We start from the raw sequence: 24,225 nt of genomic DNA, 5'->3' as shown, positions 1-24,225 counted from the left end.
AATTCTTCACTATATTTAGCCACAAAAACACCCCCTGAAATTAGATTTTTTACTCTAACTTCAGGGGGTCGGTACCTTATCGTTCGTTTTTTATTGTTTCTTCATTCTTTTGTCTCAGCCTCGTATTATAGCTTCGAGCAAGCAGCCTGATCCGCAATAATCATAACATTGCTATGGGTTTGTAAGATAGAAGCTGGAAATGCTTCTGTTACTTCTCCGTCAATCAATTGAGAAAGAGCATTCGCTTTTTTTTCACCAGAAACGAGTAATACAATCATCTTACTTTGCATAATCGTATCTATTCCCATTGTTATAGCTTGTTTTGGAACATCTTCAATTGTTGGGAAGAATCGCGCGTTTGCATTTCTGGTTGACTCATCTAATTGTACAATATGTGTACGACTACTAAATTGCGTACCCGGTTCATTAAATCCAATATGTCCATTTAGACCAAGACCTAAAATTTGAACATCAATATTACCTGCTTCCTGAATTAGTGATTCATACTGCAAAGCTTCCTGACTCAGGTCAGCAGCATCTCCACTTGGTAAGTGGGTCTGCTCTCTCGGAATACCTATATGTTTAAATAATTTCTCATTCATATAGTAATCATAACTATTCGGATCGTCCTTTTTCAGGCCAACATACTCATCCAAATTAAAGGTTTGAACGTGATCAAAAGTAACTTCCTGCTTTTGATATTTTTCTATTAAATTTTGGTATAAGCCTTCTGGAGTTGAACCTGTCGCCAAGCCTAGTACAGGCTTCTCCATATTATTTACTTTTTCTATAATGAATGAACAAGCCCGCTTGCTCATTTCATTGTAGTCTTTTACCTTAATTAGTTCCATTTCCGTCATCTCCTTCAAAAGCAACTACACCTCGACAAATCGTGTATTTAATAGAAAGCTGGTCATCCACGATTAGGATATCTGCATCCTTACCGTCTAAGATACTACCTTTTGTCTTAAACATTCCTACCTGCTTTGCTGGATTCATCGCTGTCATTTCCACTATATTTTTAATAGAAACATCTTTCATGCTTAGCATTTGTTGTGCTCCCTCATGCATTTTCAAGATACTTCCAGCAAGTGTACCATTCTCCAACAAGGCACGGTCTTCAGAAACCTTAACAGGCTGCCCTCCAAGTTCATAATTACCTGGTGGGAGACACTTTGCTCGCATTGCGTCAGTTATGAGCAATAGCCTACTACTTCCCATATTTTGATAAATTAATTGCAGCATCTCAGGTACAACGTGTATGCCGTCTGCAATGAGCTCTGCCCGTAATTCTTCCAACTCAAAAGCAGCACCTACAACACCAATGTCACGATGGTGGATACCGGACATTGCATTACATAAATGTGTCAGTTGTCTTACACCGTATGCTGCCGCTTGCTTAATTCCAGCATAATCTGTATCTGTATGCCCAGCTGAGACATTAATTCCAGCTTTCGTTAGTCTTTTTATAAAGCTTCCATTTTGATCATGCTCAGGTGCCATTGTAATGGTTTTAATCTTATTTCCAGAAAGCTTTTGCCATTTATTGAATAGTTTCTCATCTGGCTTAACAATATATTCAAGCGGCTGTGCTCCGGCTTTTCCCTTTTCAATAAATGGTCCTTCCAAATGAACACCGATAATGTCTGACTGACCGGGTTTATTTTTATAGGATGCCACATTCATAAGTGCCTGCTCAATTTGTTCTGGAGATTGTGTGATCGTGGTCGCTAAGAAGCTGGTGGTTCCCTCTTTTGGAAGAGTTGAAGCCATTGTATCTAAGGCTTCTTCTGTAGCGTCCATAACATCTGCACCTGCAGCCCCATGTATATGCCCATCAATAAACCCAGGTATTATATTTAAACCTTCCCCATTAATTACTTGTACCTCTTTTGGCAATTGTTTTGGTTTCTGTTTAGAATAAATTCCTGCTATTTTCCCATGCGAAAGTAGCAGACCACCATTTTCAATGACTTCCTGCTCAGCATATATTGTAGCATTCTTAATATAAATAGGATTGTCTTGATCCATTTCGCATTCATCCTTTCTCCGTTCACTATGGTTGCGCAGTATTTCTATTTTATATAAGTAAAAACTGATAGTATCAATTATCGAATATGTTATCTTAAAAACTCAAATTTCATCATACCATACTTTGGTAGGATTTTGCTGAAGATAAGATAATCTTTCACATAAAACACAAAAAAGCAGAACCATTTCTTATATGTTGAAATAGCCCCACTTTCTGCTTTATGAGAAATATACGCAATATTTGTTAATTGTTACTATGTTGATTACTCTGCAAAAGACTGTGATTTTCCTCCAGCTGCACTAGGCATACTGCTATTTCCCAACTCATTTACTAGCGCTCTTACCATCTCTTCGGATGATTTTATCTTATGATCTTCTGTTTCCTTTATAACTTTTTTTAGCAAGTTCTTGTATTTCTCTTGCTCACCCATTTTGTTCCCGCCCTTATTTTTTTACATAAATTGCTAGATACATAGAACTATAACATAAAATAAAACGAGGATTTGTCGAACAATGTCGTTTCTTTAAAGAAAATAGCGTCATTACTACAGCATTCGCTTTCATTCATTATTTTCTGACCATTAAATGTCGGTTGATTCCGTCAAGTTGATAAATGTTTCTACACTACCCTCTTCATTATATGCAGAACTTCGGAAAAATGGAAATAATAAAGGTAAAGCAATTATAATCTGTCTCCAACCGTTCATGTTATTTGATTGAGATGTATTCACCCTAATCTGTAGATTTAGCTTTAAAAACATCATAGAAATACAGAATTTAAATTTCACTTCGATTCCCAAAATAAAAACCGCTAGCTTAAGCTCACGGTTAACGTCTATTACTTCTCCATTTATTGAATTCTAGATACTCTTTAAATTGTTCTTTCGTAACACCTGATTCCATAGCTTCTTGTACGATTTTTAGCCATTCTTCATCCAATTCTTCAGGTTCATTCTTTTTTTTATCTCGAATCAATTCATTGACTGAAACTCCTAATACCTTGCTAATCTTTTCGATAAACTGGATCGATGGATTAATCTGTATATTACGTTCAATCGAACTTAAATAAGATTTAGCAACACCGGCTTTTTCAGCTAATTCTGAGATAGACATTTTCTTATCAGTACGTAAACTCTTAATTTTTTCACCGATCAAGTTCTCACCTTCTTTCAATGGGAATTATACCATAAGTAAGGTGAGTTATTCTATTTATAGTTTGCTGTAATTCATACTTTATTTTTATTCTCTGATTGATGTAAAAAATCACGAATTTCTTCTAAGGGTATGCCTAATGTTTTTGCCTGTCTGATTAAATCAACCCATTCTGAATCCAATGAAATTTGCTTAATCATCAACTTATTCAACCCCCATTAATTTCCAAAGCAGCTAAGTCATTGCAACAATGCTTATCGTTTAATTCGTGACTTTGCTCCTGTGAATTTATACGTGGTTTTCTATGTAGTATAAATTTATCTCTGTATGACTATCATACTATAAATTCACACTTATTTCCGTAGCTTGTTTTGTCATATTACAACTAGTTTTGTAAAAGCGAGTATATTAATTTTGGACTACTATGTCGATAGATTATTTTTTAACCCCACCTGGGATTAATGACACCCTCCTCTTAAGGATATGAGCAAAGACGGCAAAAGCATAAAGTTATTGCATGTAATGAAGAAGTATGATTTTGTGACGATGATATATCTAATTACAACTTTACCTGAAGAACATCGTCTGTATTTTATAACGAACGACATAATTAGTATAAAACAATTAAAAAATGTTTTAAACTGCTAAATATAGTAATTTATTAAATTTATTTTAATTTTACTTTTATTTTATTATTATTTCTACGTATTACTTAATTTAACTAAATATTTGTTCATTATAAAGAACAACTTCGTGCGATATATTATTCCAATTTATAAATGAATAAAATAGCTACTCTGCCGTTTATACCTTGATCAAATCAGCTATCTCTATGAATATGCGCCTTCATTTCGATATAATGACGTAATGACGGATAGATTACATAAGAACATAGACGAAATTCACTATTTTCGTTATAATTTACTAATGAATTGTTATTATTTTCAAACTTTGCTGTATCAAACAATTAGTATTGAGGAGAATTTAAAGTGAACTCACGTGTGGAAAAAAAGAAACATAAAAAACGAAAGTGGTTGTTCTGGGTAGGAGGGATTATCCTCGCACTGATCCTGGTAGTCGGTGTCTTCTCTATCTATGTTTGGAATAAACTAGGAGATACAGTGGAAACTATGCATAATCCACTAAATCGAGATAATGACCCAGATCGCAAAAAGGAATTAGAGTCTATCTTCAAAGATACAAAATCAGTGAATATTTTATTACTTGGAGTAGACGAACGAGATGGTGATAAAGGACGCTCGGATACAATGATCTTATTATCGTTAAATCCGAAAACCAATTCCATGAAAATGCTAAGTATTCCTAGGGATACGTATGTGACAATACCTGGTAAAGGAAAAGATAAAATAAACCATGCCTATGCATTTGGTGATGTTGAGCTATCTGTTCAAACAGTAGAAGAAAACTTTGACCTCCCAGTCCACTATTATGCAAGAGTGAATATGGAAGGTTTTGAACAGGGTGTCGATGCAATAGGTGGTGTTACCATTACAAACGATACAGCATTTTCCCAAGGCGGAATACAATTTCCAGCAGGCGAGATTCAATTAAATGGTAAAGAAGCTTTATCTTATATCCGAATGCGAAAAAATGACCCAAGAGGAGATCTAGGTAGAAATGAACGACAACGAGCAGTTATTATGGCTGCTATAAATAAGGGAGCAAGTTTTTCAAGTATTACTAAAGTCGGCGAAATCCTTAACATACTTGGAGACAACGTAAAAACAAACCTGAATATGGATGCAATGCAAACACTATTCTCTGATTATCGTGGCACGAGAAAAAATATTTCTTCAATGGAGATTAGCGGAAACGGCCAACGTATTAATAACACGTGGTACTATGTTGTTCCAGACTCAGAATTCAATCGAATTACAACAGAAATTAAAGCACATATGAACGAAAAGTAGATGAAGTTGGAAACTTCTATACCTAACGAAACGTAACAACATGGGTGGTTAAATCATCCATGTTGCTTCTCGTTCATAAGATAGAGTAGATAATAATTAGGGGGGAAATGATGAGAAAAGCAATAGTTATCGCTTTTGTTACGCTTATTGCACTGCTTACAGCATGTTCAGCGGACAAAGCTACACCAAATGATCGTTTTAATTCATACCTAGAAAAATGGAATAAACAAGAATTTGCAGATATGTATAAGATGTTAAGCTCCGATACTACTGATACATATCCAACAGATCAATTTGTTGATCGCTATAAAAAGATTTATGAGGACTTAAATGTTTCAAAATTGCAGGTGGAATTTGATAAGTTAGATAAAGATTCACTTGAGAAAGCAATGGATCAAGGAAAAGCAACCATTCCCTTTAACGTAAGCATGGAAACGATTGCTGGTCCGGTTTCTTTTGACTATAAAGCAGAACTTGTGCAACAGGGTGAAGACAAAGAAGAAAACTGGTATATTTCATGGGATCCTGGTTTTATTTTTCCTGAAATAAAGGATGGCGGAGAAATTAGTATTACATCTACAGCACCAGTCCGCGGGGAAATTCGTGATCGAAACGACATGCCATTAGCTATGAACGACACCATATATACTATTGGGATTGTCCCAGAAAAACTAGGAGCATCAGCAGAACAAAACAAGAAAAAAATTGCAAATTTACTAGGTGTCTCCGTCGAATCAATAAACGAATCTCTCAACGCAAGTTGGGTGGAGCCAAACTTATTTGTTCCAATAGCCAAAATTGCAAAAACAGATCAAGAACTTTGGAATAAATTAGTAGCAATTGATGGTATTACAAGACAAGAATCTACTGGCCGTGTGTATCCTGGAGGTGAAGCAACTGGCTCTTTAGTTGGGTATATTGGACAAATTACAGCAGAAGAACTGAAAGAAAAAGATCCTGGTACGTACGATGCTAATTCTGTAATAGGCAAACGCGGACTTGAAGAGTTATATGAAAAACAGTTAAGAGGGGAAAAAGGAATAAAAATTATAGTTACAAACGACAATGAAGAAGAAAAAGTACTTGCAGAAACAGCTGTAAAGAATGGAGAAAATATAAAACTGACCATCGATATTAATATTCAAGAAAAAGTATATGAATCCTTTAATGGAGATATGGGAACTGCAGCAATCATACATCCGAAAACAGGTGAAACGCTTGGATTAATTAGTAGCCCTTCTTTTGATCCAAACGAAATTCTTTACGGAACAGAACCTAATCTCTGGGAGAAACTTGAAAATGACGAAAGAAATCCACTATTAAATCGTTTCTATTCAACATTCGCTCCTGGTTCGGTTTTAAAACCGATAACAGCAGCAATTGGCTTAAAGAATGGCTCAATCGATCCAGATGAAGGTTTAGAAATCAAAGGAAAAACTTGGGGTAATGGTGAAGGATGGGGTGATTATAAAGTTACAAGAGCGTCCACATCAAACGGTCCAGTTGATTTACACGATGCGTTAGTTAGGTCGGATAATATCTATTTTGCGATGCAAGCTGTTGAAATGGGAGCCAAAGCCTATGAAAAAGGGCTAAAATCATTTGGATTTAGAGAAGAACTGCCGTACGAATACCCTATTACTCCATCGTCTATTTCATCTTCCGGTAAACTAGATGATGAAGTTCTATTGGCAAATTCCAGTTATGGGCAAGGTGAGTTAGAAATGAGTTCAATTCACTTAGCAGCAGCATATACTGTGTTTTTAAACGAAGGGAATATGATAAAGCCTACACTTTTAACTAGTGAAGATACATCACAATATTGGAAAGAAGATTTACTATCACCGGAACAAGTCAATCGTATTAAAAATGACTTGCGAGATGTAGTTCAAAATGGAACAGCAAAGAAATACGGAAAAAATAGCGCAATCCCTATTTCTGGAAAAACAGGAACAGCAGAGTTAAAGCTAACTAGTGAAGGTTCAGGTGAGGAAAATGGTTGGTTTGTTGGTTACCCCACCGAATCTGAGGATATACTCATTGCTATGATGATTGAAGAGACAAAGGAACGAGGCGGAAGTGGTTACACTACTAAAAAGGTAGTGGACCTCTTAAATAAAATGAAATAAAGGTTTTGTTTCCCTACTGATTGTTCGTACCACAAGGGTATGACCTAAATGCCTTTGAATCAATCGACATTTACTGGCAGTCGATCCCCCACTAATCCATATTGGTTTCTCTTTTTTGCTTGAAGTGAGGGATTACTGCCAGTTATATATGGGATAAAAGTGAAAGAGATTGGACAGAAAATATTTAGCAGAATCATACTGTTATTCTTTCATTGTACTAATAAATATGGGAGGTACTTTCCGGAGAAATTGCCACAGTTAACGCTGATTAAATGAACTTCGTCTTTGCCCTTTAATCTTCGGACTAATACCATATCTGTATGTGTCCTCCATACTTCCGCTGCTATGATTACCTGACCATTATATCTATTTCTTTCTGTAGAAATAAGCACCACTTCCAAACATGGAGCAAAAAACCCCAAACACTATCCGGATATAGCTATGTATACGGACAATAGTTCGATACTTCTTTATATTAAACGCTTATGTCTCCCCCTATTCTTTTATTACTTCATACTATAAAAGCCTTAGCAGTTCCCTAAAAGCTTTTTCATCTCTATGATCAAGCGCCTGGTCTATTAATCGTTTGATATTTAGCTGTTCTAGCTCATCTATGACAAGATCAATTGAATAGTTAGATTGCTTGTGCCTGGTTAATGTCTGATTTCGTGGTGGTTCTGTAGATCGTAAAACAGCATTAACTTTCTCTCTAAACCTTGGCAACTTCAGCAGATCTTCCATCTTTATGTAGATAACACTTGAGTTATGTTGAAAGGCAAATAGCATTCTCCTATTTTCAACTTGAAACGTACTTCGGTTAATTTTTATTTCCTTTCCTGCTATCGGAATAAATTGATATGGAGCACCTTGAATCGAAATTATGAACCTTGCATTACGTAAATTCACTAGAATATACTTCATACAAATTTTAATACTAGCGGGCCTAAAGTTCTTAACATGTACCATTCCAATGCCTCCTTATTGAATCCGATTACCTACGTTCTTATAAAAGAACATCACATTAAGTATAATCGAGAATACAAGGAAATTAAACCGGTAAATGTACGATTCATCAACTTTATTAAGAACATTTTCTTGATTATACATTATTTTTCTAAGTATTCCTTAAAATTGCAACTTTACGACTATTAAATAATTAATACTAGTATTTTATTCTCAACAAATTATCCTCCCAATTCTATTTCCTTTGTTTTAATTAACATAAAAGAATGGTTACGTACCAAAATCACTGTACGTAACCATTCTTACTTAACTTAATTCTGTTCTCTCCTCCTCAGAGAATACTCTGGACCGTGTCAAAAAACGTTTTCCTTCAGGTCCCTCCAGCGAAAACATTCCTCCTCTACCGTCAACAGCATCAATAATAAGTTGTGTATGTTTCCAATATTCATATTGATCTTTGGAGATATAAAATGGAGCTGCTCCTATATATCCAAGCAATATATCTGCTTCCCCTATTCGAAACTCATCCTTAGGATAGCACATTGGAGAGCTCCCATCACAGCATCCACCAGATTGGTGAAACATTAAATCCCCATGAATATCATGTAATTTTGTAATTAATTCAAGGGCATCTTCCGTTGCTATAACGCGTTCTACCACTTCATCACCCCATTATTTATCAACGTGCATTATCCATTAGAATAATCCAGCAGCTCCTTCACTATAGCTGACTAGCAAATTTTTTGTCTGCTGGTAATGATCAAGCATCATTAAATGATTCTCTCTACCAATTCCAGACTTTTTATACCCACCAAATGCGGCATGAGCCGGATACTGATGATAACAATTCGTCCAAACTCTACCAGCTTCAATTCCACGTCCAAAGCGATATGCAGTGTTTATATTACGTGTCCATATACCCGCACCCAAGCCGTATAGTGTATCATTTGCTATAGACATTGCTTCTGCTTTGTCTTTGAACGTAGTGACTGATAATACTGGTCCGAATATTTCTTCTTGGAAAACACGCATATTATTTTTCCCTTTAAAGATAGTAGGTTCTACATAATAGCCGTTTTTTAATTCTTCATTTTCTAATTTATTTAGACTTCCACCAATTAATACTTCAGCACCTTCTTGCTTACCAATATCTAAATAGGATTGGATTTTTTCCAACTGTTCTTGAGAAGCCTGTGCCCCCATCATCGTCTCTGTATCCAATGGATGACCAATCTTTATTTGTTTCACTCGATGAATTGCACGCTCAATAAATCTTTCGTATATTGCTTCATGTACTAGCGCTCTGGAAGGACATGTACAGACTTCCCCTTGGTTAAGGGCAAACATAACAAACCCCTCGATCGCTTTATCTAAAAATCCATCATCTGCATCCATCACATCTTCAAAGAAAATGTTCGGAGACTTACCTCCAAGTTCTAATGTTACTGGAATAATATTTTCCGAGGCATATTGCATAATTAGCCTTCCCGTCGTCGTTTCTCCAGTAAATGCTATTTTAGCAATTCTACTATTCGATGCTAAAGGTTTGCCTGCCTCTACTCCAAAACCATTTACTACATTAACTACTCCTGGCGGAAGTAAATCTTTTACTAACTCTAACCAAACATGTATAGAAGCTGGTGTTTGTTCAGCAGGTTTAATAACCACGCAATTTCCTGCCGCCAAAGCCGGGGCTAACTTCCATGTAGCCATTAATAAAGGAAAATTCCAAGGAATAATTTGCCCAACAACACCTAGAGGTTCATGAAAATGATAAGCAATTGTATCATGATCAATTTGGCTAACGCCGCCCTCTTGTCCTCTAATTACACCAGCAAAGTATCGAAAATGATCAATGGCTAGCGGTATATCAGCTGCTAATGCCTCTCTAACCGCCTTCCCATTATCCCAGGTTTCCGCAACTGCTAGCATTTCTAAGTTTTCTTCCATTCGATCAGCAATCCTATTTAATAGTAACGCACGCTCTGCTACAGAAGTTTCCCCCCAGGTGTCCTTCGCATTATGAGCTGCATCAAGAGCCGCTTCTACATCTTCCTTTGTAGATCTAGCAACCTCACAGAATACTTCACCTGTGACTGGACTTACATTTTCAAAATACTTCCCTTTTACAGGTGAACGATATTCCCCACCTATAAAATTATCGTATTTACTCTGAAAGTTGACCAAAGCACCAGCTGAATTAGGGTTTGCATATCTCATATTATTCCTCCTTTATAGAAAACGCTTACAATTTATGTAGATCTAAGTTGTACTTATATAAAAAGTATAACAATTAATTCTAAATTATACCAATAATTGAATAACTATTTAATAAGAACAACAGCGCAAGCGGCCGATTTATCCACATGGGCTAATTTTATAATTTCCTAAACTAAGAAAAAAGCCTTGATTAATCAATAATCAAGGCTTAATACCGAACTCATATATCCGGAGATACTAAAGCATGCTTATTTTACTTCAGGAAGAATTCTTATTTCCTGCTTCATGGATGACTGACATAACGGACATTTCGGTTCATCCTCAAAGCTGTATGATTCCCTCATCCACCCCTGGCAATCATCGCTTATGCATGACCAGACATTTGTCTCCACTTCTTGAACCGGTTCTTTCGGTCCTCGTGAGAATGACATGAAAGCATCTCCTTTCTTGTAACACTTCTATTATACGCTTTTCTAACAAATAAAGAAAGACCCCTGACTGTCTATGAGGCTTGGACTATACCTTAACAGCTATAACCCGATTCATTTACTCTATACTATATTCTATGTTAGATGTTGGAAAGTTATTCATAATTATCCAACATCGCTAGAACCACGGTTTTTTTAATACGACGTAAAAGAATAACGATCCAAAATATGGATCGTTATTCTACTTTTTATAGCACAAAGCGATGAATTGCTTTTGCTACACCATCATTATTATTCGTATCCGTTACATAATTAGCTGCTTGCTTTATTGCATCCTGTGCATTCCCCATAGCAACACCGATGCCAGCTTCCTGGATCATTTTCATGTCATTTAAGCTATCTCCTACAGCCATAATTTCTTTCATTGAGATACCAATTTTTTCACAAACTGTTTCCAATGCACTAGCCTTACTAACACCTTTTGGATTAACCTCCATATTAGTCGGTAATGAATTCGTCAATTCCAACCCTTCTATGTAAGATAGCTGCTTCATCATTTCACTAAGCCTTGACTCATTATAAGATTCACATCCAAATTTCAACCATTTATGATCATAAAAGTTATCTGGTGCTGAATCACGATAAACTCCTTCTGTGGAAATCATCCATATCGATAAACCAATTTCTTTTGCTAAAGTATACACTTTTTCTATTTTCTCCGGTTTCAGTAGATGCTGTTCTACTAATTCCTTATTAACTGTCCATATTTCTCCACCATTTGCTGTAACTAAATAAGAAGTTAACTTTAGCGATTCTGCGTATGGATGACAGGATTGCAGCCAGCGTCCTGTACTTAACACCACATGCACATCTTTCGCTAAGGCTTCAGCAATTGCTTCACGAGTTGCTTCTGACACCTCATGCTCACTATTTAAAAGTGTCCCATCCATATCCAATGCAATTAATTTAATTTCTGTTTTTATTTCTGACATGTAGCATCCTCCATTATTAACTTTGTCTTTTCATACGGATATTTCGATCATACACAAAAGTTGTCATATAAGGAATTAAAAGCAAGAACAACAATACAAAAAATAAGATCTCGATATTAAATATGTCTACAACGAAACCGCCGAACACAGGCCCAACCATCCTACCCGTAGCTCCTATACTATTAACGATTCCTTGGTAGAAACCAGTCCTTCCTTTGGGAGCTAATTCATTAGCTAATGATGGTATAGCTGGCCAAACAAGCATTTCTCCAATAGTTAATATAATCATTGCCAAAGCAAACATACTAAAGGTATCTGAAACCATTGCGATGATAAATGAAATTAGTAAGATGGTGTTTCCTATATAAATATGCATTTTCTCCGATGTTACTTTGCTTGTAATCCATTTTAACAGAGGTTGACCAAGAACGATAAGAAATCCATTTATAGCCCATAAAGAACTATAAAGTTCTAACGGAATATCAAGGTCCTGGGTATAGGAAGCAATCGTCGATTGCCATTGACTATAAGCAATCCACGTAATTAAAAAACCACTACATAAAATAAATAGCGCAATAAATGCTGCTTTATTCTTAATCTTACCTCGCTGTTCAATAATTGTTGTATGCATCTGTCTATCTCTTTCTTTATCCATATGCTTAAACGTTAGCAGGACAATAAGGAAAAAACTGATAAAGAGAAAGGCATTAGCAAAAAATATATAGTTGAAAGAAATACTTGCAACATATCCACCAATTGTTGCTCCCAATGCCACCCCTAAATTTTGTGCTACATAAATTGAGTTAAACGCACGTCTCCCTCCTTCTTGCCAAAGTGATCCAGCCATTGCAAACATAACTGGCCATGTAATACCTGATCCAAAACCAATCATGACGAGAAAAATAGAGTAAAATAAAATATTGTGATGTAAGAAGGTCATAGCGATTGAGGCAGCCACTGCTAGACCAGTACCGTATAGAATTGTCTTGTAGGCACTAAATTTATCAAACAAAGCTCCACCAATTAGATTACCCGCGATGGATGCTCCTTGGTTAAACATTAAAATAAACCCTGCAAAAGCAAGACTTTTACCGAGCTCATTATGCATATATATTGTATTCAACGGCCATAAGAATGAGGCTCCCGTTACATTAACTGTTGTCGCTATCACCAATAGCCATATTTGCTTTGGCATATGCATCATCTCACTGTCTCTTGTATTATCTAAGCTATTTTAATACATTTCGAGAGACGAAGCAATTAACATTTTAAAAATTATTGTAAAGTTTATTTAATCGCCTCATTCGTACAACAGACAACAACATTGTAATTAGAAAAACTCCAATAATTACAGAAGTAAACCTACTACCTATGTCATTTTGGTTTATCGCAGATATCCTATAATAATCGTTAGTACCAATATGGTTACCACCAATTCCAAATGTAAGTTCCTCATGACTAGCTGGGCCTCGCGGCATGGTCTATACACATTATACAGCCTTATTATATATTCAGTTACCAGAAACTATTCCTATGCATAACCGGCAGTATTACCCCTACTTCAAGCAATAAAGTGAAATCACTATTGGTAAGTGGGAGATAAACAAAACTTTCACTGATTGAAGTTTTACTTTATTATTCTATTATAGCGTTTAACGTATTCACACTCGTTATTAGAATTTCTATTCTATTAACTTTTTACAATGCCAGTAAGTTTCATTACATAAATTGACGAAAGGTTTGCAATTGATATAACTCTCTTTCTTTTCTTTTGATTCGCTTTTGTGCTTCTTCAACAGAAACCGGATAAAAACCTATTTTCCCCTTGGGAACAAGCTGGGCGATCTTAGGAATATCATTACTGATTACCGTTCCAATACGTGGATATCCACCTGTTGTTTGCCTATCTGCCATTAGAATAATTGGCTGACCATTCGGAGGAACCTGTATACCACCAAATGGAACAGCATCTGTCCAACTATTTACTTCTTTACTTGTAGGAATCATTTGCGAATGTAAACGATAGCCCATTCGATTTGAATTTGGTTCTACGATATGTAATTGTTTAAAAAATATCGCTCTTGATTCCTCAGTAAAATGATTCATATGTGGTCCTTCAATAACTGCAACACTAACCACACTAGAGTATGTTGGTATTAGTGAATTTGCCAATTTAATTTTCCGTTTCACATATAAGGGAATTCCTTTGATTACGCTCATATGCTCTAATGTTTGTCCAAAGCCGTTTTGTACATCAACCGACTTACTACCAAAATAGGATGGACAATCGAATTCACCAGCCATAGCAATATAAGCGCGAACACCGTTCCTAGATGCTCCAAATGACAGAATATCTCCTTTATGCATAGGAACAGCACAATACAGAGGTGCTTCTTCACCGTTAATTTTTGCTTGTAAATCTGCACCTGTTATAGCAATGGTTAATTCTGTACAGGCTTCCAAAGTTGGACCTATTAAAGTCACTTCTAAGCAAGCTTTATTCCTTAAATTTCCGACAAGAATATTGGCTAATTGACAGGCGTATTGATCCATTGCTCCAGATACAGGAACACCGAATTGCTGATATCCAATTCTTCCTAGATCCTGAAAAGATGTAAAAATGCCAGGCTTATGCACCTTAAATACTATTTCACTACAAATCAACAGAAACACTCCCAAAATATTCTTTTCGTCATAAATGTGCTATGGATACCCCAATATTCTTCAACATCTGATGAAGAGCTTTAGCAAAAGTGAGGGCATAGCTCCCGTCACCATGGATACAAACAGTATCTGCATCAATCTTAATTAAAGATCCATCTGTTGCCTCTACGTTATTCTCTAAAACTATTCTCTTAACCTGCTGAATGGCCTCATCCACATTCTCAATAATCGCATTAGTTTCTGTTCTAGGTGTTAAGCTTCCATCTGATTGGTATGTTCGATCAGCAAACACTTCAGACGCAACCCTTAACCCAACCTCTTTTCCCGCTTTAATTAGTTCACTATTTGCCAAACCAATAAGCACAAGGTTTGGGTCAAACTGATACACAGCTTGGGCTATTGTAGAAGCAATTAATCTGTCACGTGCTGCCAAGTTATATAATGCACCATGCGGTTTTACATGGTTTAGCTTCACTTCATGAATCTTGCAAAATGCGCTAAGGCTACCAAGTTGATAGATAACTATCTGATAAATCTCCTTGCTGGAAAATTCCATCATTCGACGTCCAAACCCAGCAAGATCTGGAAAACCAGGGTGTGCCCCAATAGCAATATCAAATTGTTTAGCTAATCTAACCGTTTTATTCATGACAAATGGATCACCTGCATGCATTCCACAAGCTATATTTGCTGAACTAATAAATGTTATTATTTCCTTATCAACACCAACTGTATATGCTCCAAAGCTTTCACCCATATCACAATTTACATCAATAGTGAGCATTATCTACGTACCTCCTTACTGAAAACCTCATAGCTACCTTGCTTCATCTTCTCCACAATGTCATCATATTCTTGATGCGATATAGAAAAAAATTTAATTCTATCTCCTGCCTCAAATAGAAAAGCATTTTGTTGGAAATCAGGATGAAACAGCTTAACCGGTGTTTTCCCTATAATGTTCCATCCCCCAGGGGACTGTACCGGATAAATCCCTGTTTGTCTTGATGCAATACCAACAGATCCAGCCTCAACATATGGTCTTGGTATATCCAATCGTGGCGTGACAAGTTGATCATGTAAACCACCTAAATAAGGAAATCCTGGTAAGAACCCAAGCATATAAATTAAATATTCAGGTTGTTGGTGATAGAACTTTACTTTTTCTATAGATAGGTGATTAAAATTAGCGACTCTTTGCAAATCCGGACCATATTTGTCTCCATATACAACAGGCACATGAAATATACGAACTGTTACATCATCATGTTCGATCGGCTCATTAATCAACTGGTTTACTTTTTGCTTTAATCGTTGAAATGAAATACATATGGGCTGATAATAAATTGTAATTGAATTATAAGCAGGAACCCATTCCACTACCCCTAATATAGAGGCAACTGATAGCTTCTTACATATAGATCGTATAGTTTTATTCATTCGCTCTGAAACCTCTCCACCTAGTAATAACTTTAAAGCGTTATCACCAACTGCCTTGAAACTATATTCCATTAACCATTCCTCCGAAAATTCAGTTATTTAAATGATAGCATATTTTAAAGTGGTTCATTACCTTGATTTTTAATGAAAGCGTAATCATTATTGCTTGAATCCAATTAATTCCATCCATATAATAAGAATATCAAGCTTCCATTTATCTGTTAATATATATAATCTAATTCTATCTCTTAGTGAATTATGTCCCTTACCAACAACCTAAAACGAGAAATCTAATACTCTGTTTTACTAGCAATTATATATAAGGAGGTTATTAAATGATTTCAACTACATGGGACTGGATGTGGAAAAAACATGATGAATTAAAGGAAGCCTTCTTTCTCTTTGTAAAGCCTCACCCATCTAAGTTAACAGCGAAAAGACAACTAATTCAACTGATTATTCTAGTAGTAATAATAATGGGAAACATCGATACAATAGACCAGCACAAAAAGCTGGTTTAATACTTGGCCCTTTATTATTTATAGTAATGTTGCTATTTTTTTCTCCTAAAGGATTGGCTTGGGAAGGAATAGCGATACTTGCAAGTACCGTTTGGATTGCTGTCTGGTGGATGACAGAGGCAATACCTATCCCTGTAACGTCACTACTCCCAATTATACTATTACTATTCCCGATGACAGGCGGGTTAGATATCGGGACTACTACATCTTCATATGGCAGCGATACTATTTTTCTATTTATGGGAGGTTTTATGATAGCATTGGCTATGGAAAAATGGAATCTGCATAGACGAATTGCATTAACAATCATTTCCTTGATTGGTACGAATTCAAACCGAATCGTATTAGGGTTTATGGTATCCACCGGATTCCTCTCTATGTGGATATCTAATACTGCTACAGCAATGATGATGGTTCCAATTGGATTGGCTATTATCTATAAAGTGTCAGATGCTTTAAAAGAAGATCCGTCTATCGATACATTAAAAGACAATTTTGCATTTGGAAAAGCATTGATGCTTAGCATCGCTTATTCTGCCTCCATTGGCGGGGTTGCAACGTTAATTGGTACGCCACCGAATGCTGCACTTGCAGGAGTTATTAATGAGATGTATGACATTCAACTATCCTTTTCTACTTGGATGCTATTTGGTGTTCCAATCGCTTGGGGATTTATCTTTATCATTTGGTTTTATCTAGTCAGAATTGCATTTCCACTTAAGCTGAAGGAACTTCCAGGAGGTAAATCTGTTATTACAAAAGAAAAGCAAAAGCTTGGAAACGCCTCATCAGAAGAAAAAGCTGTATTTACTATATTTGTTTTTACTGCCCTTGCGTGGATCACACGTAGCTTTGTGTTAGCAGAATTAAACCAAAATATAAATGATGCCATTATTGCAGTGGCTGCAGCAATCATTCTATTCATCATTCCTTCTAAAAATAAACAAGGTGATTTCTTATTGGATTGGAATACAGCTATCAAATTACCTTGGGGAATTTTGCTGTTGTTTGGAGGAGGCTTGGCTATTGCAGCAGGCTTTACACAATCTGGGCTTTCGGAATGGATTGGTACACAGTTAATCACATTACAAGGAATTCATATTTTTATTGTCCTACTTGTTATTACTGCATTAGTCATTTTTTTAACAGAAATCACTTCGAATACAGCAACTGCCAATATGATGTATCCAATTATGGCTGCACTTGCAATTGCACTTGGCGTCCATCCTTATGTTGTCATGATCGCTGCAGGAGTAGCGTCATCTTGTGCCTTTATGCTTCCTGTTGCAACACCACCTAATGCTGTTGTATTTGGAGCAGGCTATTTACGTATTCCAGATATGGCCAAAGCAGGAATCGTATTAAACCTTATTGGTATCGTTCTAGTTACAATAAGTGTTTACTTTTTACTCCCTTTAGTTTGGGGAATTCATCTTACCGAACTACCAGATTTCATGAAATAAAATGAAACTTCAATCCGTGGAAGTTTTGTTATCACCCACGGATTGTTAGTACCACAAGGATATGACCTAAAGGCCTTGGAAGCAATCGGACATTACTAGAAGTCGATCCCTCGCTTATCGCTATGGCCTAAGATGGGAATTACTGCCAATTATATGTGAGATAAAAAGAGAAAAGCACAGATATAATCGATTCACTTGTCCTCAATTTTTTTATCTCTTTTCCTAAGACCTTTCGGAAAGTTAAAAACGATAAGCATAATCCCTATAAATAAAATGCTATAGGCGATTATATTTGAAGTATCTTCATATATAAAATAGGCACCTACTGCAGTGAATACCCATCCGACTGCTTCCATAAGTAGATATCTAATCACAGCAAATCTCCTCTCTTTTATCTATTTCTAATAATAAAGTGAAACCTTCATCAGTGGGGGTTTTATTGCCAGTTATATGTGAGATAAAGTACTGAAGGTCTTGACAGTGAATACATATATAACTCGTAATATACCTATAAAAGTAATTAAAGCCATCCATATTCTCCCATATGGAGCAAGCACAGTGGTACTGCCTAGTGATCCTTCGATATAATAAGATACTAAAAATATAAGCTTGACGCACTCCCTTTATGATGAGTAGCTTCCTCACTAACTGCTGTTGCCGTTAAAGAATGTGCTGTAAACAACCATAACAAGTAATACAGAGTCCTATTATCATAAGATGAGGTAGTTACTTAATGTCATTATCATACAAGTGCAAAGAATAATAATGCGTAAACTACGAACTCGCTTTTAACCAAAGAGACAAGCAAGCCAACAAGTAATTAATGAGCCTAATACTCTAATGATCGCATATCAGAAAAGGAATAATAGACCTAATTAAACAGAGCATACGAAAGATGGGGTCAGATAAAATCCAATAACGAATAATCCGATAATTGATCCAATAATTACAAACGACAAGGACAAACTTGCAACTGATACACCGACATCAAACGCGGTAACAAATATCAGTAGTATAAATTTGACGGCGTACATACTAGCAAAATAAAAGAAGTGAACGCTAAGCGTATCGTTACCTTCCAGAAATAAAAATCGCAAATGCTATAAGCCTTCAGCACGGATGTCACAACCTACATTATTCATCAAACACATATTTATCCCGACCTGCTCCCATGCCAAATAATACTACAATGAGTGCTACACTAATCAACGTTACTAGCGGAATATTCCATGAATGGGTAACATCATACAAATAGCCAATAACAATTGGACCAAAAGCTGCTAAAACATACCCACACGATTGTGCCATGCCTGATAACTCCGCTGCCTGTTTTCCGGTTCGTGCTCGCATACTAAGTAGAGTTAATGCTAACGCAAATGTTCCACTAAGAGCAAAACCAATTAAGATTGTACTAATAACCATGACGACAATAGATTCACCTAGTAATAAGCCTGTATACCCGCTTACTGAACAAAATCCCATTGCCAAGACTAAGCCACGTTGTGATTTAAATTTACCAGCTAATACAGGAACGAGAAAACTAGCCGGTAACCCTATAAACTGTAAAAAAGATAACATCCATCCTGCAGCAGCTATACTAATGCCATAATCATGAAGTATTTCGGGCATCCATGAAATCGTCACATAGAACAAAAAAGATTGAAATCCCATAAATGCTGCTACTTGCCACGCTAAAGAAGACTTCCAGATACGGTTATCTGCAGCAGATTCAAAATGATATACCTGCTGTTTTGTAGGATTCCTGCGAACAAGATAAACCCATACACCAATTCCTATTAAAGCTGGAGTTGCCCAAACGAACAAGGCCACTTGCCAGCCTAATCCAAGTCCTTGAGCAATTGGTACACTTAGCCCTGAGGCTGTAGCAGCAAATATTCCCATTGCAGTGGAATAGATACTTGTCATAACAGCGACCCTTGCAGGATACTTTTCCTTAATGACACCAGGAAGAAGAACATTACATATAGCTATTCCTATACCAATGAGCAATGTTCCACTGAAAAGCAAAAAAACTGTTGATAAGGAACGAATACTGATACCTATAAAAAGTAGAATTAAACCAAGTAACATGACTCGTTCATTCGTTAAACGATTTCCTAACTTTGGAACAATTGGAGACATAACAGCAAAAGCAATTAACGGCAAACTGGTTAATAGTCCTGCACTCCCATTTGAAAGTCCCAAGCTATCCCTTATTGTGCCAATAATTGGACCAACAGATGTAATAGACGGGCGTAAATTAAATGCTACAATAATAATTCCAAATACGAGAAGAAATCGATATACATTCGTTGTTTGTTCTTTCGATTGATGCATTTCCAACTAGAGGTGCTCCCTTCATAAATATATCCTTTCCTTAATATAGCATATCTCTACAAACACTATAAGCAGGAGATATTCATTCTCAAAATTAAAAACCTACAGGTCTCTACAATTATCGTTTGTTCTATGTTAAAAGGGAATGAATATAAATAAAGAGAACTTCAATCAGTGGGGCTTTTACTGCCAGATAGTATATGAAATAATTCACGTTGAAATAATGCCGAATACTAATATGATGCTTCATCAAAATCTGAAATATGACAGAGACCGGCATCTACTAACATACAACCAAAATTTGCTTAGACAAGTGGATCATCAGACTCGTGCTATCCTCGTATAACCCAGCCATTTCTAATGTCCAATAAAAAACCGGACTACGCTCCGGATATTTGTATCCTTAGATTATAGTTCGGCTATACCTTTATTTCTTTTGTCTTCATGAATCAATTAGTTAAAACATATGTACTTATCCATTCAAGCTGACATACAACCATTTTAGACTGAACTCTCTCCATATATTTACAGCAACACAAGTAATTGAATTCATTTGATGAAAATATTAATTGTTTTTTATGATAGGGAGAAAAACAACTTGCTATATGATTTTTTGGAAGTAAATTTTTCTCTGCTTGATGTTCAGAAAGCATATATCTAGACTTGTTCATATAATCCTCCTTATTCATTCCCCCTTTTTTGTAAGAACAGGTTGTACATAGTAGAGGTATTACAATTTATTTAATTCTAAAATAAACCTCCTATCCATTAATAATTCTAAATATCTAAGACTATATACTCATTATCTCATAGTAGTCAAGCATTTTAAATTTTGACATTAATGTCGAATTTAAGGGTATATTACTAGTGACAAGCGTTTTATTTCGTCGAATTCAATCAATTGTTGTCATAAAATCAATGAAAATCATGATTTCATCTAAGCATTTTGACGAAGTCTGCAAATTATGTTTATTTGTGACAAAATTATGAACTTTTTTCATAAACATGTTATAAGTTATACAACTATCATAATCACTAGGTGTTCATCCATTCTTGCTCCTGTTTAAATTCTGTGTATATGCTTGTTTTATGGTATACTATAGGTAGAATTATGCATATACTAAAAAGACCACAGCTGCAACTGTGGTCAAAGATAAGCAGTTCCCCTAGGGATCGGCTTTCCGCAAATAGGCCTCTCCATGCATGTAAGGCTAAAGGGAGGTCTATTTTTTATTGATGATCCGTATGATCAGAGTCAAGAAAGCTACCAAAAAGGTGCCAAACGAAAACATCACCATAAACACTTCATAAATGTTCAATTGGCTCACCCCCTCAGAAAAAAATAGGGCTAGCCGATTGTCCTAAAAGAACGTTATCTGTTAATTAGTATATCATACATTATAAAATAAATACCTCGAAACAGAACATTTGTTTGCATTTAATTTAGGTTTCCTTGCTATATGATATACACCAAGCATCTAATGCTTGTATAATTTATTGTATGTAACTTTTAACAGACGATGTAATGCATTTGGTAGGATTCTATGTTAAAATGGTTATTTGTTAATTTTTCAGATAATTATCAGGTCAAATTAAGTTCTTTCATAGCTACTGTAAAAAATGAGCATATACACCATATAGTTGTCCTACTCTTGATTTAGAAAATTATAACCTAAACAAAAAACTGGGAGGCTTAGTATAGTCTCCCAGTTTTTTCTTTATTCTTCTACCTTTCCATTTTCATCATCTGGTCCACCGTAGAAATACTCATTTTCATCTACAGGTTGCCAATCTTCATTTGGTGTATAGAAACGTAATAGGTCACCATACAACACTTCATCGGAAAGCTCTAGCTCCTTCATAACTGTCTCATGCATTTCTTTCATTTCTGGAGTAGGCTCTTCAATAACCTCTTTTGTTGCATTATCGTAGTATTTCCCATCAACATAACTATATTTTTCTGTCATAAAGTTACCATTACGAAATGGGACGAAATCTTTATGATCCTCTGAAAACATGTCTGTACCAAATTGAATGTAATCTCTGGCATCAATTCCTAAAATATGCAGTAGCGTTGGCATAATATCGATTTGGCCACTATATTCATGATTAATACCTTGCCCTTCTACTCCTGGCACCTTAATCATGAAGGGCACACGCTGTAAATCAGCATTTTTCAATGGAGTAATTTCTTCTCCAGTAATCTCGGCCATTGCCCTGTTATGGTTATCAGATATTCCATAGTGGTCTCCATAGATCATAATAATTGAGTCCTCATATAAACCTGCTTCTTTCAAATCATTAAAGAATTGTTCTAACGATTCATCCAAATAGCGAGCTGTTTGGAAGTATCTGTCAACAGAACCATCTCCTGTTTCAGCTGGCTCAATACTTGCCTCTTCTTCATCAATGAGATACGGATGATGATGAGTTAGAGTCATCATATGGGCATAAAATGGTTGATCCATTTCTTCAAGGTATTGCATTGATTCTTCGAAGAATGGTTTATCCTTTAAGCCATAATTAATAACATTTTCTTTACTCATATCAAAATACGCTTCATGATAAAACTCATCAATACCTAAGTGTTTATATACTTCATCACGATTCCAAAATGATTTACCATCTCCATGAAATACAGAACTTGTATAACCTTGTTGTTGTCCTAGTATAGCTGGTAGCCCTTGAAAAGTGTTACTACCTTTAGTAACAAAGGCTGCTCCTTGTGGTAACCCATATAATGAAGTATCTGTAATTAATTCTGCATCAGCTGTTTTACCTTGCTCTGTTTGATGGAAGAAGTTATCAAAATATGTGAAGCCTTTTTCCTGATCATGAACGAGAGAATTCAAAAATGGCGTAACTTCTTCTCCATGTAGCTTATAATCAATTAAGAATGATTGAAAAGACTCTAAATGAATTTTAATAATATTCTTTCCTTCACCCTTACCAAAATACGCTTCATTCGGTTCTGCATACTTCGATTTCGTGTAGTTCTCTACTTTTACGATGTCACTACTATCTGCTAGTACACGTCTAGTTGACGTTTTAGCACTTTGAATAGCATCATAAATGGTAAAGTTAAATGCTCCCAAATATTTCACTAAATAGTTTCTATCAAATGTTCTTTCTAATAACTGTGGACGGTCAGCTTCTGCTAATCCTAGATTAATAGTAAAAGCTAATACACCTGCAGCTAATACCATAAATGGCTTACGGAGTTGTATACGACTTACTGACCAACCTTTACGTATCGTGGTATACAATACGATTAGTAAAATAATATCGACTGCATACAGCAAATCATGCATTTGAGCTAAATCAGCAATACTTCCACCAATACTTCCAAAGTTATCTGTCTGCATTAACGTAGGAATGGTAATGAAATCACTATTGAAGCGATAGAACACGACGTTTGCATATAAGATAAATGAAAGAATTGCGTCTATTACGATAATCCATATTCCTGCTCTTCTACCTTTTGCAAATAAGGCTAGTCCGAGAAAAATTAATCCAGAACTGAGAGGATTAAAGAATAATAGAAATTCCTGCATTGCCCCACTTACACCTAGATTGAATTCAAATTTATATATCGTATACGTTTTTATCCAAAATAAAACCAGTGCAACCGCGAAGAACCCCATTTTTGTTGATACTAATTTCTTCACTTTTTTCACCTCTAATTTTAAATCTCAATTTTTAATTTGTTTAGTTATATCTTTAGCTAATAACGATTTTTAATTATAACGCAATCCTCCTATTTGGTCAAAGACTTTTCTGTGACTTTTTTTGGCATTATTTGTCGAACCCTTGATCCCTTAGCTTTACATAATAAAAAAACATGATATATTACCATGTTTTTCTATTTATTCCGCTTGTTTAGAGCTTGCTGTTACTCCAATCTGGGGTAGTATCTCTTTATTTATATACAACAAGATCATTCCATGTATTACT

Annotated in this window: 22 protein-coding genes and 1 pseudogene; 3 read left to right on the top strand and 20 right to left on the bottom strand. The window is 35.7% G+C overall.

All coding sequences use genetic code 11. The annotated features are described in order from the left end of the window. Positions 1–125: 125 nt before the first annotated feature. From nagB to Q1A47_RS09090, 6 genes are all read right to left on the bottom strand, one after another. Positions 126–851 (bottom strand): glucosamine-6-phosphate deaminase, encoded by a 726-nt coding sequence (gene nagB / locus Q1A47_RS09115; protein WP_026682036.1) that lies wholly within the window; start codon positions 849–851, stop codon positions 126–128. Then, entirely contained in the window at positions 838–2,031 is a 1,194-nt protein-coding gene (gene nagA, locus Q1A47_RS09110) for an N-acetylglucosamine-6-phosphate deacetylase (RefSeq protein WP_166530589.1), read from the bottom strand. The genes nagB and nagA overlap by 14 nt, the downstream gene beginning before the upstream one ends. A gap of 263 nt (positions 2,032–2,294) precedes the next feature. Then, positions 2,295–2,462 carry a hypothetical protein gene (locus Q1A47_RS09105; RefSeq protein WP_162986483.1) on the bottom strand — a complete coding sequence of 56 codons (168 nt, stop codon included), beginning with the start codon at positions 2,460–2,462 and terminating at the stop codon, positions 2,295–2,297. A gap of 150 nt (positions 2,463–2,612) precedes the next feature. Continuing rightward, complete coding sequence (locus tag Q1A47_RS09100) at positions 2,613–2,795, bottom strand: hypothetical protein (RefSeq protein WP_299631813.1); 183 nt, start codon at positions 2,793–2,795, stop codon at positions 2,613–2,615. Between the two features lie 64 nt (positions 2,796–2,859). Continuing rightward, the gene (locus Q1A47_RS09095) at positions 2,860–3,186 is read right to left on the bottom strand and encodes a helix-turn-helix domain-containing protein (RefSeq protein WP_166530590.1); all 327 of its coding nucleotides are present in this window, start codon (positions 3,184–3,186) and stop codon (positions 2,860–2,862) included. 71 nt (positions 3,187–3,257) lie between these two features. Beyond that, the gene (locus Q1A47_RS09090) at positions 3,258–3,383 is read right to left on the bottom strand and encodes an anti-repressor SinI family protein (protein ID WP_121605940.1); all 126 of its coding nucleotides are present in this window, start codon (positions 3,381–3,383) and stop codon (positions 3,258–3,260) included. A 789-nt stretch (positions 3,384–4,172) separates the two neighbouring features. On the opposite strand from Q1A47_RS09090, the gene Q1A47_RS09085 reads away from it, so the two are divergent. Together Q1A47_RS09085 and Q1A47_RS09080 are read left to right on the top strand one after the other, a co-directional pair. Beyond that, complete coding sequence (locus Q1A47_RS09085; protein WP_026682039.1) at positions 4,173–5,114, top strand: LCP family protein; 942 nt, start codon at positions 4,173–4,175, stop codon at positions 5,112–5,114. 110 nt (positions 5,115–5,224) lie between these two features. Continuing rightward, positions 5,225–7,243, top strand: a complete 2,019-nt coding sequence (locus Q1A47_RS09080) for a penicillin-binding transpeptidase domain-containing protein (RefSeq protein ID WP_166530591.1) — start codon at positions 5,225–5,227, stop codon at positions 7,241–7,243. A 516-nt stretch (positions 7,244–7,759) separates the two neighbouring features. Here Q1A47_RS09080 and Q1A47_RS09075 read toward each other — a convergent pair. The 10 genes from Q1A47_RS09075 to pxpB all read right to left on the bottom strand — a co-directional run bounded on the left by Q1A47_RS09075 (position 7,760) and on the right by pxpB (position 16,022). Beyond that, the gene (locus Q1A47_RS09075; RefSeq protein WP_026682040.1) at positions 7,760–8,209 is read right to left on the bottom strand and encodes an IDEAL domain-containing protein; all 450 of its coding nucleotides are present in this window, start codon (positions 8,207–8,209) and stop codon (positions 7,760–7,762) included. A 303-nt stretch (positions 8,210–8,512) separates the two neighbouring features. Beyond that, positions 8,513–8,866 (bottom strand): DUF779 domain-containing protein, encoded by a 354-nt coding sequence (locus tag Q1A47_RS09070; protein ID WP_026682041.1) that lies wholly within the window; start codon positions 8,864–8,866, stop codon positions 8,513–8,515. A 36-nt stretch (positions 8,867–8,902) separates the two neighbouring features. Further along, entirely contained in the window at positions 8,903–10,426 is a 1,524-nt protein-coding gene (locus Q1A47_RS09065) for an aldehyde dehydrogenase family protein (protein ID WP_166530592.1), read from the bottom strand. A 248-nt stretch (positions 10,427–10,674) separates the two neighbouring features. Further along, positions 10,675–10,857: a cold-shock protein gene (locus Q1A47_RS09060; RefSeq protein ID WP_026682043.1), complete on the bottom strand. Its 183-nt coding sequence runs from the start codon at positions 10,855–10,857 to the stop codon at positions 10,675–10,677. Between the two features lie 245 nt (positions 10,858–11,102). After that, positions 11,103–11,846: a Cof-type HAD-IIB family hydrolase gene (locus Q1A47_RS09055; RefSeq protein ID WP_166530593.1), complete on the bottom strand. Its 744-nt coding sequence runs from the start codon at positions 11,844–11,846 to the stop codon at positions 11,103–11,105. Between the two features lie 16 nt (positions 11,847–11,862). Continuing rightward, positions 11,863–13,050 carry an MFS transporter gene (locus Q1A47_RS09050; protein ID WP_309299794.1) on the bottom strand — a complete coding sequence of 396 codons (1,188 nt, stop codon included), beginning with the start codon at positions 13,048–13,050 and terminating at the stop codon, positions 11,863–11,865. A 64-nt stretch (positions 13,051–13,114) separates the two neighbouring features. Next, positions 13,115–13,324 carry a hypothetical protein gene (locus Q1A47_RS09045; RefSeq protein ID WP_152525394.1) on the bottom strand — a complete coding sequence of 70 codons (210 nt, stop codon included), beginning with the start codon at positions 13,322–13,324 and terminating at the stop codon, positions 13,115–13,117. Positions 13,325–13,565: 241 nt separating this feature from the next. Next, positions 13,566–14,510, bottom strand: a complete 945-nt coding sequence (locus Q1A47_RS09040; protein ID WP_226983543.1) for a biotin-dependent carboxyltransferase family protein — start codon at positions 14,508–14,510, stop codon at positions 13,566–13,568. A gap of 28 nt (positions 14,511–14,538) precedes the next feature. Then, positions 14,539–15,294: a LamB/YcsF family protein gene (locus tag Q1A47_RS09035; protein WP_026679930.1), complete on the bottom strand. Its 756-nt coding sequence runs from the start codon at positions 15,292–15,294 to the stop codon at positions 14,539–14,541. After that, on the bottom strand, positions 15,294–16,022 hold the full coding sequence (gene pxpB / locus Q1A47_RS09030) for a 5-oxoprolinase subunit PxpB (RefSeq protein WP_026679931.1): 729 nt from the start codon (positions 16,020–16,022) through the stop codon (positions 15,294–15,296). Before pxpB ends, Q1A47_RS09035 begins: the two co-directional genes overlap by 1 nt. Positions 16,023–16,285: 263 nt before the next feature. Between pxpB and Q1A47_RS09025 the strand changes: the two are divergent. Then, positions 16,286–17,934 (top strand): annotated as a pseudogene (locus Q1A47_RS09025) (DASS family sodium-coupled anion symporter). A gap of 191 nt (positions 17,935–18,125) precedes the next feature. Here the strand turns inward: Q1A47_RS09025 and Q1A47_RS09020 are convergent. From Q1A47_RS09020 to Q1A47_RS09005, 4 genes are all read right to left on the bottom strand, one after another. Beyond that, on the bottom strand, positions 18,126–18,308 hold the full coding sequence (locus tag Q1A47_RS09020; RefSeq protein WP_026679932.1) for a hypothetical protein: 183 nt from the start codon (positions 18,306–18,308) through the stop codon (positions 18,126–18,128). A gap of 760 nt (positions 18,309–19,068) precedes the next feature. Continuing rightward, the gene (locus Q1A47_RS09015) at positions 19,069–20,271 is read right to left on the bottom strand and encodes an MFS transporter (protein WP_026679933.1); all 1,203 of its coding nucleotides are present in this window, start codon (positions 20,269–20,271) and stop codon (positions 19,069–19,071) included. A 1,223-nt stretch (positions 20,272–21,494) separates the two neighbouring features. Next, entirely contained in the window at positions 21,495–21,575 is an 81-nt protein-coding gene (locus Q1A47_RS09010) for a putative holin-like toxin (protein WP_228088988.1), read from the bottom strand. 414 nt (positions 21,576–21,989) lie between these two features. Beyond that, positions 21,990–23,939 carry an LTA synthase family protein gene (locus tag Q1A47_RS09005; protein WP_026679935.1) on the bottom strand — a complete coding sequence of 650 codons (1,950 nt, stop codon included), beginning with the start codon at positions 23,937–23,939 and terminating at the stop codon, positions 21,990–21,992. Positions 23,940–24,225 lie beyond the last annotated feature (286 nt).

The organism is uncultured Virgibacillus sp. (assembly GCF_947495635.1).
GTDB classification, from domain to species: domain Bacteria; phylum Bacillota; class Bacilli; order Bacillales; family Amphibacillaceae; genus Virgibacillus; species Virgibacillus salarius.
This window is presented reverse-complemented; position numbering and strand designations above follow the sequence as displayed.